Raw genomic sequence first — 264 nt, 5'->3', positions numbered from 1 at the left:
GAATCCGGCCGTGGCTTCGCGGTCGTCGCCCAGGAGGTCAAGGCGCTGGCGACCCAGACCGCCAAGGCGACCGACGAGATCGGCACCCAGATCGCCACCATGCAGACCGCGACGCAGGATTCGGTTCTCGCCATCAAGGAGATCGGCGGGACCATCGGCCGGCTGTCCGAAATCGCATCGGCGATTGCCGCGGCGGTGGAGCAGCAGGGCGCGGCGACCCAGGAAATCTCCCGCAACGTCCAGGAGGCGGCCCAGGGCACGACC

General features: G+C 69.3%; 1 protein-coding gene. It reads left to right on the top strand.

All coding sequences use genetic code 11. The annotated features are described in order from the left end of the window. A partial coding sequence (locus G5A07_RS21370) for a methyl-accepting chemotaxis protein (RefSeq protein ID WP_262405910.1) occupies nucleotides 1-264 on the top strand: 264 nt, incomplete at both ends.

Source organism: Stenotrophomonas sp. AS012628 (assembly GCF_010608305.1).
In the GTDB taxonomy this organism is placed as follows: Bacteria; Pseudomonadota; Gammaproteobacteria; order Xanthomonadales; family Xanthomonadaceae; genus Stenotrophomonas; species Stenotrophomonas geniculata.
This window is presented reverse-complemented; position numbering and strand designations above follow the sequence as displayed.